We start from the raw sequence: 15604 nt of genomic DNA, 5'->3' as shown, positions 1-15604 counted from the left end.
TATGGAATTATCCTCACTGACCGCCGTTTCCCCTGTCGATGGACGCTACGGCGATAAAGTCAGCGCGCTGCGCGGGATTTTCAGCGAATACGGTTTGCTGAAATTCCGTGTACAGGTTGAAGTACGCTGGCTGCAAAAACTGGCCGCGCACGCAGCGATCAAGGAAGTTCCTGCTTTTGCTGCCGACGCAATCGGTTTCCTTGATGCGATCGTCGCTAACTTCAATGAAGAAGATGCTGCGCGCATCAAAACCATTGAGCGTACGACCAACCATGACGTGAAGGCAGTTGAGTATTTCCTGAAAGAGAAAGTGGCGAATATCCCGGAACTGCACGCCGTTTCCGAGTTTATCCATTTCGCGTGTACCTCAGAAGATATCAACAACCTGTCTCACGCGCTGATGCTGAAAACAGCCCGCGATGAAGTGATTCTGCCTTACTGGCGCAAACTTATCGACGCGGTGAAAGATCTGTCCGTACAGTATCGCGATATTCCTCTGCTCTCCCGTACCCACGGTCAGCCAGCCACCCCATCGACGCTGGGTAAAGAAATGGCTAATGTGGCTTACCGTATGGAGCGCCAGTATCGCCAGCTCAACCAGGTTGAAATTCTTGGTAAAATCAACGGTGCCGTCGGTAACTATAACGCCCACATCGCCGCTTACCCGGAAGTTGACTGGCATCAGTTCAGCGAAGAATTTGTCACCTCGCTGGGTATCCAGTGGAACCCGTACACTACCCAGATTGAACCGCACGACTACATTGCCGAGCTGTTTGATTGCATCGCCCGTTTCAACACCATCCTGATCGACTTCGACCGCGATGTCTGGGGTTACGTGGCGCTGAACCACTTCAAACAGAAAACCATCGCGGGTGAAATTGGTTCTTCCACCATGCCGCACAAGGTAAACCCAATCGATTTCGAAAACTCCGAGGGCAACCTGGGCCTGTCTAACGCGGTATTGCAGCATCTGGCGAGCAAACTGCCGGTTTCTCGCTGGCAGCGCGACCTGACGGACTCTACCGTTCTGCGCAACCTGGGCGTAGGGATTGGCTATGCGCTGATCGCTTATCAGTCCACGCTGAAGGGGGTGAGCAAACTGGAAGTGAACCGCGATCATCTGCTGGATGAACTGGACCATAACTGGGAAGTTCTGGCCGAGCCTATCCAGACCGTAATGCGTCGCTACGGCATTGAAAAACCATACGAAAAGCTGAAAGAATTGACCCGCGGCAAACGCGTTGATGCCGAAGGCATGAAGCAGTTTATCGACGGTCTGGCTTTGCCGGAAGACGAGAAAACGCGCCTGAAAGCAATGACGCCTGCCAATTACATTGGTCGCGCCACCACGATGGTTGATGAACTGAAGTAATCTGTTTGGTACCGGAAGGCGGTGGTGCCAGTTCCGGTCCTCAGTTCATACCCGTATGCAAGCCGGAAAGCGTCAGCGCCTCCGGCTTTTTATCGCCCGCAACATTATCCCTGAGGCTGATATTCGGGTTAAACCAATGATGACACTTCCAACGAATAACCCTGATGCCAGAGAATGGAACTATTTTGTATAACGTGCGAATCATTAGCCATCAAATATATATCATAAAAATAAATTAACAACCAACAGTGGCCTTTGATTATTATTCATCATATTATAATATCACCTGAAATTTGTTATCATGGATATAGATATAGGAAAAGCTCCCAAAAGTCCATATGCGCAATCCATTGCCTATCATTCCAAATATCACATTATGCTTCCCGCCCCATATTGATACTGATAGAATGCCGCGATGAGGTAGACTTCAAAAATATATTTCTAACGATCAGGTGTGATTGGATAGGTAAAAATACGGACTGCATAATATGAATTCATCTATTACCATAGTTACAGCATTTTTCGATATAGGGAGAGGTAGCTGGACAAGCGATAAGGGTTTCTCTCCTCATTTAGAGAGAACGTCTGATAGCTATATTGAGTATTTCAAGAATTTGTCTGAATTAGATAATGATATGATCATTTTTACATCTAATGACCTAAAGCCAAAAATTGAAAAAATAAGAGATGGAAAGCGCACGACAGTAATCGCTGTAGATATTAATAAAAAATTTCGCCATCTTAAAAAGAGAATTTCGCAGATTCAAAAAAATGACGAATTCAGAAGCAAACTTGAAACCCGTCAGTTAATTAATCCTGAATACTGGTCTGCAGATTATGCTCTGGTTTGCAATCTAAAAACATACTTCGTAAACCGGGCAATAAAGCTAAAACTTGCTAAGGATGATATGATTGCGTGGGTTGATTTTGGTTACTGTCGTAATGCAGAGGTAACAAACGGGTTATCTCGCTGGGATTATTCCTTTGACGGAAAAAAAGTTAACCTGTTTACAATAAAAAAAGGGCTAAAAGTCAAAACGATCCATCAGGTTTTTGACCATATGATTAACAATCGCTCCTATATTATTGGCGGTGCCATTGTAACAAGTCAAGAAAAGTGGCAAGAATTTTATCAACTGGTTTGCGCATGTCAAATGAAAACACTTAAAAACAATATAGTTGATGATGATCAAGGTATTTTTATAATGTGCTACCATTACCAGCCACAGTTAATAAAATTAAATTATCTCGGTAAAAATCAATGGTTTAATTTATTTAAAATGTTTGGGAGCAAAGATTTCATTACCTATGCAAGAAAATTAAAAGTATCACTCATAGGTAAATAATCTTCATTCGAAAAAAAATAAACAATATCGATACTGTTCTACGATAGCTTCGGTATTGTTTTGAAGCTAATCAGTGGGTAAGTAGAGCATCATGGCCACTAACTTTTTAAGCATCAACCGAGTTGAGTTGAATAAATATTAAACAATACGGGTTCGCGACGCAAAACACTCCCCGATAGCCAAAACGTTCACGAAATTCATCGCAAAACGCTAAAGAGTTGAATGGCTTTTATCAAGGCCTGGAGCGGGCGTCCTCAACAGTCAATAAACAGATGGCAGTTTTATCAGAAATGCTTACGCTCTCAAACCGAAGCCAGTTTATATTGCATGCTCCTATGAAGGAGAGCCGGGATTCAAGTTATACAGTCCTCTTTTACCTCATGGGCCCCTGGCTTTGATATTCGCCCTTTCCCGCAGTAAGACATTAAACATCATTGTCGCGGCACCCTTGGGTAAAAGACCGAGCGAGATGCGCGCAGGATGCTATCGGAGCGCCCCCACGGGCAGGGGAGCATGAGAAAAGTTATTTAATTTCATAGCGCTGCTTTCATTCCACATAATCAGCGTTAGACTATAAAATTGATTTTGTAAATTCAGAAAATACAGCTAATTATCATAAAATCAATCAGTTAATAAAAAACCGTCTTGGACAAATGCGGGCAATATGAGTCATTTCATCGCCCCAAATTATGCCCCAAACTAATTTTTGCCCCCAAATTTGCCCCCAAAAAAGTAAAAATGGGTAGTGATCTATCGGACATTTAGCAACCTCGAGAAGCTAAAGGCCACAATGGAATATTGGTGATGTGGAGCTTCAAATCCTATCGTTCTAGTCAATATCCTATACTTTCGGTCTGACAGCTGGCTGGAGGTTTCTATGTGTGGACGCTTTTCACAGTCAATGACACGCGAGGACTATCTCGCCCTGCTCGCTGAAGAAGCTGAACGTGATATCCCATATGACCCTGAACCAATAGGTCGATTCAACGTGGCACCAGGCACAAAAGTTCTGCTGCTTAGCGAACGTGATGAACAGTTGCACCTTGACCCTGTTCTATGGGGATATGCTCCAGGATGGTGGGATAAGCCGCCGCTAATTAATGCACGATCTGAAACTGCGGCCACCAGCAGAATGTTTAAACCACTCTGGCAGCATGGTCGCGCAATTTGCTTTGCTGATGGCTGGTTTGAGTGGAAAAAGGAAGGTGACAAGAAGCAGCCCTACTTCATTCATCGGGCCGATGGCCAGCCGATATTCATGGCTGCGTTCGGCAGCACACCATTCGAACGAGGAGATGAAGCAGAAGGATTCCTGATAGTAACGGCTGCTGCCGACAAAGGACTGGTAGATATTCACGACAGGCGACCGCTGGTCCTGTCACCGGAAGCCGCTCGCGAATGGCTTAGGCAAGATGTAGGAGGGAAAGAAGCAGAGGACATCGTAGCCGACGGTTCCGTGCCGGCTGATAAATTTATATGGCACGCCGTGACGCGTGCCGTCGGGAATATTAAGAATCAAGGTCCAGAGTTAATAGAACCTATGCGTTGATGTAAGGTCCGACAGGGAAAAAACGTCTGCTTTGAGCGAAAAGCGGACTTAAAGGTACCTAGTAGGCTACCCCACCGCAGCCCACCTTTGGTCGTAGATTAGTTGCGGAAACAGGGCATTCAAAATTAGCAATTATTCAAATTCTAACTACTCTTGATATGTTTCCCTTCAGTTCAACTACGCAAATTGCGAGAGTAATAATATGTCAAAAAAAATCATTCAGTTAGGTGTCATTCTTGAAGATGTTGAAACTGGATTAAGGTTAATGATTGTTCGACCATCTAATGATTTACTGGCTGCTGATGACATTAGCTATAAAGGCCGAAAGTTAACAGTTTGTAAAATACAACCAGCAGGGCAACCTATTGAGGGCATTAGGGTTGGTATGGACCCAGGCTCGCGTAGTAAACCTGCTCGTGAATCTTAATGAATTTTAGGAATGAAAAATGGCTGAGATTTCATTAGTTTCCGGGGCATTATCTCTGACTGGCCAATGTACAATAGCATGCAAGCATTGTTATTCAGAATCAAGCCCGAAGATTAAAGCATTCTTGAGTACGGACCTTTTAAAAAGTATTATAAGCACTCTGCAAAGGCATGGCGTGAGGCAAATATTCCTTGGTGGCGGAGAGCCCTTTCTTCACAAGGGCCTCGAAGAAGTAGTAGCACATATGTTTAAAAATGGAGTATTGCCCAGCATATCTACGAATGGTCATGTTATTGCTACTAAACGGCTTGAATTACTGTATGAAGCTGGCATGAGATATAATTTATCTATAAGCTTAGATGGCCCGAATGAGGAGATTAACTCGACCATCCGTGGTACTAATAGCTTTGCGAAAACTTTATTTGGAATGTATCAGTTGTCGGAGTTCGGAAAGATTCTTTGGGGCGTTAATTATGTCTGTTGCAAAAACAACTTCGGACATGCACTAGATACTGCCAAATTGGCATCGAGACTTGGTGCTAGTTATTTTAATTGCATAAAATTCACTCCTAGTGGTCGAGGGGAAAGATTTGCAAAAAAAATGGCTATAACTGATGATGAATATCGAATAGAGATATCAACTCTTAGTGAGAGCTTTACACCCTTCGGTGAATATTATCAAGATATTTACGTGTTTGATGTTCGTTCGGATTCGGTTTCGAGTGATAATAAGAGTATGGCAAAGTGTGCTAGATCTTATTTTTCTGATTTTCAAATAGAGAACCCTCTCGGAGTTAGTATTAATCATTTTGGTACGGTTGCTTTGGCACCTCCGAATATTTATCTTGGGAATTTAATGGACACACCATTGGATGAAATTATTAGTCGACTTGCAGCGACAGATGTGCTTGAAAAATACGACCAATGGTTATATGGATATAGGGATGGAATACACCCCCCCAGAGGTCCATTACGAAACATGCCAGAAGTAATAATAAAGTAAAATGGTGATGACCAACTCCCCATTGATTGAAGCATCTTGATATTTGAACGTCCGCATATGGCACGGAGCGGACAGAAAGTCAGGTCATAAGGTCCGCTGTGAGCGAGAAGCAGACGTTCATAATTGAGTCGCCATAGATGGTGCTGTTAATGTCGTGTGTCAATCAATTGGGAACAGGCCACTTATTCGTTACGCCCGTTCTGGATTACAGAACTGCTGAATCCCTTAACCATCACTTCGCTTGTTCAGCGGTGACGTAATCCCTGAAACCCTCAAAGTCTAGAGAGAGACGATCACCCGTTGTCTCAACTGCAAACTCTTGCTCAATCGGTGTAGCCAATTCACCACCTAAAACACGTAAGCGAATGCGTATGCGTCCAGGACCTTCCGGCAAAACTGCAATGAGCTCCGAACTAGCCTGCTCCCCAGGCAATAGAGATCCTAAGCGAATATGGCATTCCGGATTTTGGGCATCTTCGATTATCTTCAGCTTGTTATCTCTGTTAAACAATGGGCCGCTTTTAATGGACCCGACGTCGAGCGCGTTTCGCGTTGGTTTTGGCATTTTAGGCAAATCACTTTCTGCGATTACATGCACATTGGAATCTATTGCCTCAATGGTTAGTTCAACCTTAGCGTTGGACAACTGCACGCCAGACCGATTGAGAAGCACTAGTCTTAGCATAATAAGCGCTTTATTGATTCGCATGTATTCTGCGTACTCGCGCAAGAAATGCCTATTGTCCCTGTAAATGCCTGAGTTACTAAGCATGTCATAAGGCCCTGATGGTTTTGAGGGCCTTTCAAAGTCTGGAAACTCCTCAGTGAAATGAAGGTAAGTGTGGGTAAAGTTGAGGGGAAGAGTGTCATTATCAGGTGTCCGCAGGGATAGCTCGATCTTCATCTCCGCACGACCATTGTCTTCATGTCCCATCGCTATGGTTTCGACAGGTTCGGCTTCATCAGTGCTGCTTCCTCTTCGGACATAAACAACATTGCTTTTGAGTTTTCCGTAAGCACTCGTGAGATAAAATGGGCGCTTCTGTTTGGGGATTGAAATGATGCCGATGGTCTTGCCTTCATACAGGTGTTCCTCATAGCTGAATGTAAGCTTCGGCTTCACCTTGCTGTTCACGAACTGCTGGATTCGAGAGTCATCAATGCTGTCATGGATTCCAACTACCTCCGCAGGATTGGGACGCTGATCTTTAAATCCCAATAGGATATATCCGGTGCCATCGCGCCAGGAGTTAGCTATAGCGAGAATATCTTTAAGCAGTTCTGATTTATCGTTTTCAGAGCCATTGGTAAAGCGGTACTGTGCAGATTTGAAGTCAATATCAGTACCCTCACTCTTATAGCGCAGCATATTTAATAACTTGTGCATTTTAGTTCTCATGCTTTGGTTTTATGAGCACATTATAAATAAATCGCCGCCTGAGTGTTAGGCATGCAGAACAGCGCTGATCTGCTCTCTATTGAGCCACACCAACTGTTATTAACAACGTCCGCAATTGGCACAATGCAGCCCTCTTACCGAGGTCTTCGTAACCGCGGATCCATCTGTAAAAACTGAAACCCATTGAAACGGTACCGATGCTTTCAGGGGGCAACGTTGTGGGGACCACCGTTCGACTTTCGCGACGGTAATCACCACTGCGAACGCAGCAAAGCACGGTCGGGTTCGCCCTCTGTGTACCGATCAAGCCATTGATTATATGACAGAGGATTTTGCTGCAGTTGCCACCAGCATCACCGATAACAAGGGCATTAATGTAATTCTCGAGAATATTGGCGCACCTTATTTTGAACGACACGTGAACACACTCAATTGTGATGGTCATCTGATGTAGACTGGCATTATGAAGGACATTAAAAACGCGAAAATCCCGATGGACCGAGTGCTGTACCGTCATCTCCAGATTATTAACACGGTATTGAAATCGCGTTCGATGACGTAAACATGGGATGTCTCATCACTTTAAAAAGCGCTGGTTAACCAGTTTCACTAAGACGGGCTGACCCGGTGATTGACAACGTTTTTACGCTGGTAGCCGCCAGTAAATATCACCAGCGTATGGAAGACGGCATGAACACAGGAAAATTATGTTGACGATGTAGGGGGGACACAAACAGGTTACTCTTCTGGCGTGTTGCAGAAGGGGCGGAAGCTTTGTCCTAGAGGCATAACCCGCTAAGATGTCGTTGTTTGGTGCTACACTTGCTATTATTTTCAGGTGGTACAACAGGGAATTAGCCATCTTGTCCAGACAAAAATATATCAGTGCGCTTGTCATAATCGTGGTTTGCACAACCTCACTTTTTGCCGCGCTGGCTGTTCGTGAAGCGCAAGATTTACAGAGCTATATGGGGTATGTCGCTGAAAATGGTAAGTCGGCGCTTTTCCATGAAGAGTCCATTAACCAGAATATTGCCACCCGGCTTTCGCGGGAATTTTATCGCCAAATAGCCGATGCGTCCTTTGACGATACCGAACAAACAGTAATATGTCAGCACCTTGAAACCGAGGGTGATATTTACGGATTCAATCTGTTGAAGAAAAACAGAAATAACCTCGACGGCACCCTGCAAACCCGCAATAGATCGTGTAAAGAATGGGTGGGAGACATTGGCGCACTATCGGTTATTCACACCGCTGAGCGTGCAGCTCAGTCAAAGTACAGCTTTTCAAATTATACCGGTTATATGTTCAGGAACATCAGATACTATGTGGATCTTGCTCATAACTATATTTATATTAATCAGCCAGTTAATACTCGCAACTATACCTTCAGTAACTGGCTCGTGGGTAATAGTGGCAACATCAATATTGCTCGTAGCACACACACGATTTCGATTGATGACAATGCCCTGAAAGATCTGCTAAAGGGAGAAACTACGCTGTCTCATATTTATCAGGATGGCTATACCCGCAATAATATTATCAGCATGCTTACCCCGGTATATCTGGGTGATAAAGTAAAAGGCATTATGATTACAGACATCAACATTGACGATCTGGTGGTTTCGTTTAATACAGTCGATCGTCCGTTGTTATGGCAATTCCTTTCTTTGTATGTCACCGATAATGAAACCGGAAGCCATATTGTTTTCCATAAACCATATATCAAATCTTATGCTTTGATCAGTTATGAAGACTCGCTTACCCAGTATTACACCCTGCATGTGAAACTAGATGCTATCTACGTTATTGTTGCGAATTTATGGCTGTTACTGCTTTATCTTCTCGGAACCTGGGGATTATGCCGATATGCCCATAAACAATTAATCAGACAAACTTTGCTTTCTAGGGATAACGTGACGGATGCGATGACCGGACTGTATAACAGAAAAGTTATTACACCGGAGCTGGAACATAAAATCTGCTCACTCGTTGACAGAGGTATCCCCGTCACAGTCATCGCAATTGACAGTGATGGACTCAAAAGAATAAATGACTCTCTCGGTCACCATATGGGCGATAAAGTGATACAGATGCTGGGGATGGCACTGGGAAATGCCATTCGCAAAAGTGACTACGGTATCCGGCTTGGGGGCGATGAGTTCTGCCTGGTTCTTATCGATTATTCTCTGAATAAATTCCGTGATGTTATTACTCGGGCGCAGGAACAATTACTAGCGATTGACCCGGATAAACTGGTGGCATTTTCCTGGGGGGCATATCAACTGCTGCCAGGAGACACATTGGAAGTGGCGATGCTGAAAGCCGATGAGTTGCTTTATCAGCATAAACGGAGCAAGTACCCCGAGCGTAAGTGAGATATTAGCGGTTACAGGCATTTAGACGTTTAGAAAGGTGAACCAGCACATTACTTCCTATCACGCTAGCCAACTGGATATTCAGCAATGGCATTAACATCTGTAAGTAACGCTACCTCCGATTTCATCTGCCTCTGCCGTTCGTGAATTCTGAAACCGTGTATCACCATTGCCTGCATCATCGCCGCCTCAAGCTGTTGCAGGAACGCAAAATTCACCGGAACATCGTGGTTATCTGCATCCGTCCAGAAGAATCCCTCAGGTAACTTTCCTGCACTGGCAGCCATAACCACGGGCGCAAGACGTTCCTGCGACGCTTTGCCTCCATCCCACCGGCGATTGCCCAGTTCAAAAATAATGTTGGCGTTTTCCTGAACGTCCCGCCAGTTGCTGATTTCAGCCAGCTTCTGGTTGCGTAAATCCTCCACCATCTTGTCAGTCACAATAAAAGGGGCGACAGGACCATACTTTCCTGATTCAAGCTCGCTGTAGATACGGCGTCCATGCTCCTCAAAATCATTCGGACATGCAGTGAACGGCAGAAACTCATCAAACTCTGCAAATTTAACCCTACAGTTAATCGCTGTATGTCCTTTATTCGCCCACTCAGGAGCCTGAATGTCCTCAATGTTCATACAATCTCCTTTTATGAAATTCGCTGAAAAATGCCTGCATAGTAACCCAAATTAGTCCCAGCCAGACCTTCAGAAGAACTGGATGCAATGCCACACGAACGCCATGTACCCGGCAAAGTATATTTGCCACTACTACCCGTAATACAAAACGACGCTTTAGCGTCGCTGTTGCTGATAATTCCACACGCTATTAAACTTCCCCCCGAATAACTTGTACCTGGATTAGTACCTCTCCCTCCAGGCGCTGGCATATATGCCAGCGCAAACGTACCTACAGCATGAAGAGCACCCGCAGGTGCACCTGCTGGTCCCTGCGGCCCTTGCGGTCCCGTAGCACCTGTTGCTCCTTTTGCGCCTGCCGGTCCTTGTGGTCCAGTAGATCCTGTTGCACCCTTAGCGCCTGCAGGCCCCTGTGGTCCTTGCGGTCCAGTTAACCCGGTATCCCCTTTATCTCCCTTATCCCCTTTTGCGCCTGCCGGTCCCTGCGGACCTGCAGGGCCAGTTGCTCCAGTAGCCCCTCTGGCGCCAGTTAACCCGGTATCTCCTTTGTCACCCTTTTCACCTTTTGCACCTGCCGGTCCCTGCGGACCTGCAGGGCCAGTTGGTCCTGTTACCCCCGTTAGCCCGGTGTCTCCCTTGTCACCCTTTTCGCCTTTTGCACCTGCCGGTCCCTGCGGACCTGCAGGGCCAGTTGGTCCTGTTGCCCCCATTAACCCGGTGTCTCCCTTGTCACCCTTTTCACCTTTTGCACCGGCAGGCCCCTGCGGACCTGGCGGACCACTAAGGTCTTCACTTTCCTGTATCTCTTTAATGGTATCAGCGGCGGCTTTTGAGGCTGCACTTCTGGCCTGTTCAGCAAGAAGCTGTGACTCATCCCTTGCCTGTCCACTTTCTTTCTCACTGGCAGCAGCAGCCTGTGCGCTGTTCCGGGCATTCAGGGCATTTTCCTGAGCTTCATCGCGCAGCGTCAGGGCCTCATCTCTGGCCTGTTCTGCGCGGTTGGCACTCTCAGCGGCTGCATTTTTATGGTTCTCAGCCGTTTTGGCTGACTGCAGGGCTGATGCTCCACTTGAAGATGCAGATTCTTCACTGGCTGATGCCGCAGTCTCTGATTTAGCAGCCTTTTCACTGAACTCCCTGGCATGCTGTTCACTTAGAGCTGCAGCTGCAGCGCTGTTATCCCCCTGTTCAGCAGCCTGCGTGGCCGTGAGGACGCTTTCGCGTACCGAATTTTCGGATGCGGCTGCATTGCCAGCATACTCCTCCGCTGTTTGTGCTGATGCTGCTGCGTTTCTGGCACTCTCTGCTGCAGACTGTGCCGAAGCTCCTGCCGCCTGTTGCGCTTTCTGTGCCGTATCAGCGGCGGTCTTTGCCACTCCGGTCTGATCCTTCGCTGTCTGTGCAGACTTTGCCGCACTGTCCGCATCTGCACCACTGGCCAGAACGTCCTGTGCTGTCTGTCGGGCATTATCTGCGGCAGATCGGGCAGACACATCAGCCGCATCGGCAGAGTGCGCCGCCTGGCGCTGTGACTCCGCCGCAGCCGTTGCAGACAATGCTGCCGCATCATTGCTCTGCGCTGCTGACTGTGCGGCATGTTCAGCGAGTTTCCGATCCTTCTCTATTGCACCGCTCAAATCCACAACGCGGTTTACCATTTCCTCAAAGCGTTTCATCACCTCCGGACGTAGGTCCGCATCCTTCGGCGCATCGAGAAACGCATTCAGGGTATCCGGCGCATCGGTCGGGGCCACGTAAATGTCGCCAGCAAGTACGGGAGGAAAACCTTCCCGCAGCAGTGACACACTGTAATAACCCGGTTCAGCCTCAATGCTGTAGTGGCCATTCGCATCCGTAACCGAGGATGAGGTCACCTCAACCACAACGGTCGGGCTGGTTTTCCTGGCGCTCAGCTGAATGGTGCAGTCCTGTACGGGTTTTCCCGCGCCATCTCTGAGAATGCCTGATATGAGTACTGGCATACTACCTCCATAAAAAAACCGCCCGGAGGCGGTATCTGTCATTAACTTATTGTTATCCCGGCTGACGACTTTTTCGTCACAATAACCAGCAGGTCACTGATTCGGGAAAATGGATAGCCGCTGCTGTTACCGTGTGTATTGACGCTGAAACTCAGCGTCATCCGTCCGCTCCCGGCAGGCATATCCAGTGTTCGTGTAAAAACGGCCGGTACACCTCTGCTTGTCTGCTTGTATATCTCCACCCCGTTTTTCCTGACAGTCAGCGTACAGTCATCCCATACGTCATTACTGGTCTGGCTGTCATACGCTGCACCCTGAAAGGTAATCCCAGGAATGGAAATCTGTCGGTCAAAAGACTGGTCATCTTCAATCACGACTGTCAGTATCCCGTTGGCGTACCGTTTTTCACCGTTACTGGTTATGAAGTAAGGAAACTCCCTGCCCGCTGCCTTAACAATATCCCCAAGAATACGCTCGGCCCGGAGCGTCCCCTTTATGGTGCAGTTTTCCGCTATCGTCACATTACTGAGGGTGCCGGAATTCGCGCTGATATGGCCGCTGATATCCGCATTACGGGCAGTCAGTTTTCCGTCAGGCGTCAGCATAAAGGTCGGCGGGTTCCCGCCACTGGTGATAGTGGGAGCCGTCAGATATTTGAGGAACACCTCGTTCATAAATATCTGATTCCCCTGAGCCACAAACATCGGAGTCTCATTGCCGTTTGCGGGGTCGATAAGCGCGATACGGTTTGCTGCCACCAGGAACTGGCTTACCTTCCCTTCTTCCGTGTCCTCCATGCTCAGGCCCAGACCAGCCACATAGTGCTTCCCGTCTTTGGTCTGCTCTATCTTCACACCCCACATGGCATTCCATTTGCCGTTCGCGTCCTGCCACTCTTCCGAAAACTGATCCAGCCGGCTGGCGTTGTCTTCCGTCAGCTCCACCTTCTCCAGCAGCTCTTTACCCAGGTGGCTTTCGGTGATTTTCCCTTTGAAGAAATCCAGGTAACCCGCCGCATCGTTGCTGGCCTGCCCTTTAGCCTCCACGAACGCCGATTTCCCGACCTGGTTCACGGCCCGGATATAAAAGTAATAATCCTTGCCGGGTTTGATACTGCTGCTGGCCGCAATCCAGTACAGCGCAGTGCCGAGATAACGCGCATCGGTTTCCACCTGGCGGATATCGGCAATCTGTGTATCTGTAAACCAGAACTCATACTGCATCGTAGGGTCATATACCGCCTGGCGCGGGGTGGCGGTTATCTGGAAATAGCCGGGTGTCAGATCAACATAAGACGGTACTGCGGGCGCGGCGATGCTGAAATCAGTGCTGGCCGGATCGCCCTGCTGGCCCTGGGTATTCACCGCCCGCACCGTCAGGGTGTAGCGCCCCGGAGTCAAGTTGCGGAAGGTGTGCTCCGTTTCGGTCAGGGTCAGGCTGCTGGCCAGGCGGTCGCTGTTATCTTCCGCTTTCACCGTCAGGCGCAGGGAAAAGTTCACCCCCTTCACCACACGCGGAGTGTCCCATCGCGCCCGCACCTGATACTGCCCATCCTCTGCCAGAATCTCTGTGGTCAGGTGCTGCACAGCAGGCGGCGTGTTCGTGATACCTGTGTCCGGCAACGGATCAAACGTCGCCCCGTTGTCCACGATGGATCCTTTCTCCGGGACATGCTGTACGGCGGTAATGGCATACGTGCCGTCATCGTTTTCCCGTATGGCCACACAACGAAACAGGCGCTGGCGCAGGTCCGGCAGTTTCAGCCCCCACACGCTGTACTCCGCCACGCCATCGGGTAACTGCCTGACGGTCACGCGGTCCGGGGCGGGGTGCGCGGTAACCGCGACGGTAACAGGCTGACCATCGCTGCCTACCAGGTTCAGCACCACATTACTGCCTGCCGGTATCTCCACCTCGCGGTCCAGCATGAGGGTGCGCGTAAGGCTGTCGACTGACAGGACGCGTCCGCCCACGGTCACACCGGCATAATCACTGTCGCAGACCTCAATGATATCGCCGGGAACATGTCGCAGCCCTTCGGCACCCACGGAGAAATCCACCGTCTGCGTTTCCAGCAATTCTGTGGTGATAGCCCACAGTCCGGCGCGGTGCGCCTGCCCACGGCTGGTACAGGCGAATGCATCCATCTTCAGAACGTTGCGACCGTAGCGCCGGATGGCAGCGTCGTTTTCCACCAGTTCGGTGGACGTTTCCCAGCCGTTTTTCGGGTCGGTGTAACGGACCTCGGCGGCATTGTGGCGCTCTTTCAGTGCGCTGAAGCTGTAGATGAACGGCGCACCGTCAGCGGGCATCACCACATTACTCTGCGTATAGGTCCAGACTTTATCGGCGGGCCGGTCCTGCACAAACGTCAGGGTGCTGCCGTTCCAGACCGGCATGCAGCGCATCAGAGAACAGAAGTCCCCCAGCACGTCCCATGCTTTACGCTGGTCCGTCAGATACGCATTGCAGGTGATACGCGGCTCTGTCCCACCAAAACCGTCAGGAACAGGCTGATCGCAATACTGTGCAATGGCATACAGCGCCCACTTATCCACATCGGCAACACCAATGCGGCTTCCCATGCCGTAGCGCGGGTGAGTCAGCATATCCAGCACACACCAGGCCGGATTATCTGTCCAGGCAGGTTTAAACGTCCCGTCCCAGAGTCCCGTATACGTCCGCTTTAACGGATCGTAATTTGACGGCACCGGCACAATACGCCCGCGCAGGAGATAGTTTCGCGTGACCTGCTGGCTGCCAAACTGCTCCGCGTCCACTTTTACGCCGATAACAGCGGTATTCGGGTAACGTTGTTTCACATCGATGATTTCGGTATAGCCCGACCACACCGTTTTGTTCTGCAGCAGGTCTGTCGTGCTGTCATCAGTGAGGCGCAGCATGCGGACTTCAAACGGTCGGGGCGGTAAATCATCAATCACCACAGATGCCAGAAACTGCGTGGTCGTTTTCCCCGTAATGGTGATATCCCGCTCCACCTGCCACTGGCCATCCCGGCGAAACTGGATCAGCATCTGTACGCTGGTCGGGTTGCGGTCGCCTTTGGTACTGGTGCTGACCAGCGACTGCACACCAAAGGTAAAGCGCAGGCGGTCCAGCGTTTTGGTGGTAATGGTGCGGGTCACCGGCTCTGACTTCTTCACCACCACACCCAGCAGAGTTTCAGCGCCGGAGTCTTCGAACCCCTCCATCGCGGTCTGCTCATCCTCCCCCACGCGGTAAACCACGGTGACACCGTGAACCACCGCGTTACCGTCGCTGTCGAGGACCGGCGTTTTGTTAATTCTGACACTCTTCAGCCCGTCCACCGGGCCTTCTATCGGCCCCTCGCAGATGGCATCAACAACGGTCAGCATCTGGCTTGATTTCAGGTCGTCAGGAGCCTCATGCGGCGTTTTACTGCTGCCACCACCCTTACCCATAATCTGTTCCCTCTGAAACGACAGAACCGCACGGAGGCGGTTCTATGTAAATACAAATATGCTGCAG

Annotated in this window: 10 protein-coding genes; 6 read left to right on the top strand and 4 right to left on the bottom strand. The window is 48.9% G+C overall.

Annotated features, from left to right (window positions below):
- Window position 1 precedes the first annotated feature (1 nt).
- The 5 genes from purB (at window position 2) to E1B03_RS11315 (ending at window position 5697) form a co-directional block, all read left to right on the top strand.
- The gene (gene purB, locus E1B03_RS11335; protein WP_133086236.1) at window positions 2–1372 is read left to right on the top strand and encodes an adenylosuccinate lyase; all 1371 of its coding nucleotides are present in this window, start codon (window positions 2–4) and stop codon (window positions 1370–1372) included.
- Window positions 1373–1860: 488 nt separating this feature from the next.
- On the top strand, window positions 1861–2718 hold the full coding sequence (gene yibB, locus E1B03_RS11330) for a protein YibB (protein ID WP_133086235.1): 858 nt from the start codon (window positions 1861–1863) through the stop codon (window positions 2716–2718).
- A gap of 877 nt (window positions 2719–3595) precedes the next feature.
- Complete coding sequence (locus E1B03_RS11325) at window positions 3596–4267, top strand: SOS response-associated peptidase (RefSeq protein ID WP_133086234.1); 672 nt, start codon at window positions 3596–3598, stop codon at window positions 4265–4267.
- A 202-nt stretch (window positions 4268–4469) separates the two neighbouring features.
- Window positions 4470–4694, top strand: a complete 225-nt coding sequence (locus tag E1B03_RS11320) for a hypothetical protein (RefSeq protein WP_133086233.1) — start codon at window positions 4470–4472, stop codon at window positions 4692–4694.
- A 19-nt stretch (window positions 4695–4713) separates the two neighbouring features.
- Window positions 4714–5697 carry a radical SAM protein gene (locus tag E1B03_RS11315; protein WP_133086232.1) on the top strand — a complete coding sequence of 328 codons (984 nt, stop codon included), beginning with the start codon at window positions 4714–4716 and terminating at the stop codon, window positions 5695–5697.
- A 232-nt stretch (window positions 5698–5929) separates the two neighbouring features.
- Here the strand turns inward: E1B03_RS11315 and E1B03_RS11310 are convergent, their stop codons facing one another.
- Window positions 5930–7084 carry an AlbA family DNA-binding domain-containing protein gene (locus tag E1B03_RS11310; protein WP_133086231.1) on the bottom strand — a complete coding sequence of 385 codons (1155 nt, stop codon included), beginning with the start codon at window positions 7082–7084 and terminating at the stop codon, window positions 5930–5932.
- An 812-nt stretch (window positions 7085–7896) separates the two neighbouring features.
- On the opposite strand from E1B03_RS11310, the gene dgcJ reads away from it, so the two are divergent.
- Window positions 7897–9477: a diguanylate cyclase DgcJ gene (gene dgcJ, locus E1B03_RS11305; protein ID WP_133086230.1), complete on the top strand. Its 1581-nt coding sequence runs from the start codon at window positions 7897–7899 to the stop codon at window positions 9475–9477.
- A 65-nt stretch (window positions 9478–9542) separates the two neighbouring features.
- On the opposite strand, the gene E1B03_RS11300 is transcribed toward dgcJ, so the two are convergent.
- The 3 genes from E1B03_RS11300 to gpJ are packed head-to-tail and all read right to left on the bottom strand — an operon-like array spanning window position 9543 to window position 15537.
- Window positions 9543–10112 (bottom strand): DUF4376 domain-containing protein, encoded by a 570-nt coding sequence (locus E1B03_RS11300; protein ID WP_133086229.1) that lies wholly within the window; start codon window positions 10110–10112, stop codon window positions 9543–9545.
- Between the two features lie 11 nt (window positions 10113–10123).
- The gene (locus E1B03_RS26480; RefSeq protein ID WP_165955306.1) at window positions 10124–12094 is read right to left on the bottom strand and encodes a prophage tail fiber N-terminal domain-containing protein; all 1971 of its coding nucleotides are present in this window, start codon (window positions 12092–12094) and stop codon (window positions 10124–10126) included.
- 41 nt (window positions 12095–12135) lie between these two features.
- A complete protein-coding gene (gene gpJ / locus E1B03_RS11290; protein WP_133086228.1) occupies window positions 12136–15537 on the bottom strand; it encodes a phage attachment tail tip protein J in 3402 nt (1133 codons plus the stop codon).
- Between the last annotated feature and the right edge of the window lie 67 nt (window positions 15538–15604).

This window comes from Citrobacter arsenatis (assembly GCF_004353845.1).
Taxonomy (GTDB): domain Bacteria; phylum Pseudomonadota; class Gammaproteobacteria; order Enterobacterales; family Enterobacteriaceae; genus Citrobacter; species Citrobacter arsenatis.
The sequence above is the reverse complement of the archived record's forward strand: the minus strand, read 5'-3'. Positions and strand labels throughout refer to the sequence as shown.

Excerpts from the sequence above, each read along its gene's own strand:
- E1B03_RS11325 (WP_133086234.1), top strand. The coding sequence starts at position 3,596 with ATGTGTGGACGCTTTTCACAGTCAATGACACGCGAGGACTATCTCGCC.
- E1B03_RS11320 (WP_133086233.1), top strand. The coding sequence starts at position 4,470 with ATGTCAAAAAAAATCATTCAGTTAGGTGTCATTCTTGAAGATGTTGAA.
- dgcJ (WP_133086230.1), top strand. The coding sequence starts at position 7,897 with ATGTCGTTGTTTGGTGCTACACTTGCTATTATTTTCAGGTGGTACAAC.
- purB (WP_133086236.1), top strand. The coding sequence starts at position 2 with ATGGAATTATCCTCACTGACCGCCGTTTCCCCTGTCGATGGACGCTAC.
- E1B03_RS11315 (WP_133086232.1), top strand. The coding sequence starts at position 4,714 with ATGGCTGAGATTTCATTAGTTTCCGGGGCATTATCTCTGACTGGCCAA.
- E1B03_RS11300 (WP_133086229.1), bottom strand. The coding sequence starts at position 10,112 with ATGAACATTGAGGACATTCAGGCTCCTGAGTGGGCGAATAAAGGACAT.
- E1B03_RS26480 (WP_165955306.1), bottom strand. The coding sequence starts at position 12,094 with ATGCCAGTACTCATATCAGGCATTCTCAGAGATGGCGCGGGAAAACCC.
- E1B03_RS11310 (WP_133086231.1), bottom strand. The coding sequence starts at position 7,084 with ATGCACAAGTTATTAAATATGCTGCGCTATAAGAGTGAGGGTACTGAT.
- yibB (WP_133086235.1), top strand. The coding sequence starts at position 1,861 with ATGAATTCATCTATTACCATAGTTACAGCATTTTTCGATATAGGGAGA.
- gpJ (WP_133086228.1), bottom strand. The coding sequence starts at position 15,537 with ATGGGTAAGGGTGGTGGCAGCAGTAAAACGCCGCATGAGGCTCCTGAC.